1 protein-coding gene is annotated in these 484 nt (G+C 45.2%); it reads left to right on the forward strand.

The features are described 5' to 3' along the window. The coding region (locus ICN16_RS09800; RefSeq protein WP_216137078.1) for an MBG domain-containing protein at window positions 1-484 on the forward strand (484 nt) is incomplete at both ends.

Raw genomic sequence — 484 nt, forward strand, 5'->3', positions numbered from 1 at the left:
TGCGCTATCGACTGCTACGGTCACTAGCGCAGCGAATGCCACAAGTAACGTCGGTAACTACACCTTAACGGCAAGTAACCAAACCATGAGTACTGGCTTGGTTGGTAACTACAACATTACTTACGCTACTGGTAACCTCACAGTCAACCCAGCTGATCTAACGATTACTGCTAATAGTGCTACGAAGAGTTATGGCGTTAATACCAATTTGACTGCAATTGGTTATGTCTCCAATGGTCTTATGAATAGTGAGACTATTGGAGACGTCACGCTTGCAAGTGCTGGTGCAGCCAATACTAGTGGCGTTGCTAGCTACAACATTGCTGTAAGCAATGCATCTGGTGGTACCTTTAATATCAGCAACTACAACATCACCTATAACAACGGTACGTTGACGGTCAACCCAGCCAATCTGACGATTACTGCTAACAGTGCCTCTACCCAATATGGTCTGGGCACTACTTTAGGTAATACCGCCTTTACT

The organism is Polynucleobacter sp. es-MAR-4 (genome assembly GCF_018882055.1).
In the GTDB taxonomy this organism is placed as follows: Bacteria; Pseudomonadota; Gammaproteobacteria; order Burkholderiales; family Burkholderiaceae; genus Polynucleobacter.